The organism is Streptomyces silaceus, assembly GCF_001419745.1.
Classification (GTDB): domain Bacteria; phylum Actinomycetota; class Actinomycetes; order Streptomycetales; family Streptomycetaceae; genus Streptomyces; species Streptomyces silaceus.
Window position 1 is genome coordinate 1 of record NZ_LIRJ01000555.1, and the last position, 2,376, is coordinate 2,376.

Here is a 2,376-nt window from a genome sequence, read left to right on the forward strand (position 1 = left end):
GGGCCGGGGGCGCAGTGGAAGTGTTCTTCACCGAGGGGGGTGTGATCGTGCGGATCATGGAGCGAATATCGGCCGCGGGGCATGGGTCTCGGTCCTCGGTCCTGTTCCTGGCGTGAGTCTCGTCGGCTGCGCGTGGTGGGCCGCACAGGGGCAGGCCCCCGCCGTGGGGGCGAGGGCCTGCTGAAGTGGGGCTGACCGGCGGCCGGTCGACCGTCAGTAGCGGTAGTGGTCGGGCTTGAACGGGCCCTCGACCTCGACGCCGATGTACGCGGCCTGCTCGGGGCGGAGCGTCGTGAGCTTCACGCCGAGCGAGTCGAGGTGCAGGCGGGCGACCTTCTCGTCCAGGTGCTTGGGGAGCACGTAGACGTCGGTCGGGTACTCCTCCTGCTTGGTGAACAGCTCGATCTGGGCCAGCGTCTGGTCCGCGAACGAGTTGGACATCACGAAGGACGGGTGACCGGTCGCGTTGCCCAGGTTCAGCAGGCGGCCCTCGGACAGCACGATGAGGACCTTGCCGTCGGGGAACGTCCAGGTGTGGACCTGCGGCTTGACCTCGTCCTTGACGATGCCGTCGATCTTCGCGAGGCCGGCCATGTCGATCTCGTTGTCGAAGTGGCCGATGTTGCCCACGATCGCCTGGTGCTTCATCTTGGCCATGTCCGAGGCCATGATGATGTCCTTGTTGCCGGTCGTGGTGATGAAGATGTCGGCCTTGTCGACGACCTCGTCGAGCGTGGTGACCTGGTAGCCGTCCATCGCCGCCTGCAGCGCGCAGATCGGGTCGATCTCGGTGACGATCACGCGGGCGCCCTGGCCGCGCAGGGACTCGGCGCAGCCCTTGCCCACGTCGCCGTAGCCGAGGACGACGGCCGTCTTGCCGCCGATGAGGACGTCGGTGGCGCGGTTGATGCCGTCGATCAGCGAGTGGCGGCAGCCGTACTTGTTGTCGAACTTCGACTTCGTCACGGCGTCGTTCACGTTGATCGCCGGGAAGAGGAGCTGGCCGTCACGCTGCATCTCGTAGAGACGGTGGACGCCGGTCGTGGTCTCCTCGGTCACGCCGCGGATCTCCGAGGCGAGCTGGGTCCACTTCTGCGAGCCCTCGGTGATGGTGCGGTTGAGGAGCTGCAGGATGACGCGGTGCTCGTCGTTCTCGGCGGTGTCGACCGAGGGGACCTTGCCGGCCTTCTCGTACTCGACGCCCTTGTGGACCAGGAGCGTGGCGTCGCCGCCGTCGTCCAGGATCATGTTCGGGCCGCCGGTGGGGGTGTTCGGCCAGGTCAGCGCCTGCTCCGTGCACCACCAGTACTCCTCGAGGGTCTCGCCCTTCCAGGCGAAGACCGGGATGCCCTGCGGGTCGTCCGGGGTGCCGTTCGGACCGACGGCGATGGCCGCGGCGGCGTGGTCCTGGGTGGAGAAGATGTTGCAGGACACCCAGCGGACCTCGGCGCCGAGGGCGACCAGGGTCTCGATGAGGACGGCGGTCTGCACGGTCATGTGCAGGGAGCCCATGATGCGGGCGCCGGCCAGCGGCTGGGAGGCGGCGAACTCCTTGCGGATGGACATCAGGCCGGGCATCTCGTGCTCGGCGAGGGTGATCTCCTTGCGGCCGAACTCGGCGAGGGAGAGGTCGGCGACCTTGAAGTCCTTGCCGTTGATGAGAGTCATGAGTGAGCTGCTCCTCGTGGATGGGTCGAGGGTGGACATGGCTGACCTGCGGCATCGGGCACAAGGGTGCACCGGTGCGCGCAGCGCAGTCCGTCGGAGGCCCTCTCTCCCTCGGACGATCCGTGCGTGGACCGCCCGACCGCCATCAGCAGCGACGTCTGGCTCAGTCACAAAGCTACACCGATTGGCCCAGCAAGCCCCAGCCCGCCTCCGGGCACGTCCTGGTGGGCAGATAGGCCGTCAGACCCGGACGATATGGGACCTTTGCGCTTTTGATCCTGCGCTTATGTGTTGCAGGATGCCTGGAGATCGGGAACATTTGCGCGATCTTGTTCGGCAAAGGCGTAAGGAGATCCACGTGACCAGTCCGGCCGACGCCCCCATAGGCGGGGCCAGCGGCGAGCGGAAACGGCTGAAGCTGCTCGCGGTGACCGCCTGTCCGACCGGCATCGCCCACACGTACATGGCGGCCGAGAAGCTCTCGCAGGCCGCGGAGAGCCTCGGCATCGACATGAAGGTGGAGACGCAGGGCTCCATCGGGGCCGAGAACGTTCTCTCTGACAACGATGTCAGAGAAGCCGACGGCATCATCATCGCAGCCGACAAGGACGTCGACCGCAGCCGGTTCGTCGGCAAGCGGGTGCTGTCGGTCGGCGTCTCCGAGGGCATCAGCCACCCGGAGCGGTTGATCGAGCGGGTGCAGAGCGC

General features: G+C 67.0%; 2 protein-coding genes. One reads left to right on the forward strand and one right to left on the reverse strand.

From position 1 onward, the window contains the following. Positions 1-213: 213 nt before the first annotated feature. Complete coding sequence (ahcY, locus tag AOK22_RS36475) at positions 214-1,668, reverse strand: adenosylhomocysteinase (RefSeq protein ID WP_055702963.1); 1,455 nt, start codon at positions 1,666-1,668, stop codon at positions 214-216. Positions 1,669-2,026: 358 nt separating this feature from the next. Here ahcY and AOK22_RS36480 point away from each other — a divergent pair. Then, positions 2,027-2,376: PTS fructose transporter subunit IIB (locus AOK22_RS36480; RefSeq protein ID WP_279617110.1), on the forward strand; the 350-nt coding region annotated here is incomplete at its 3' end.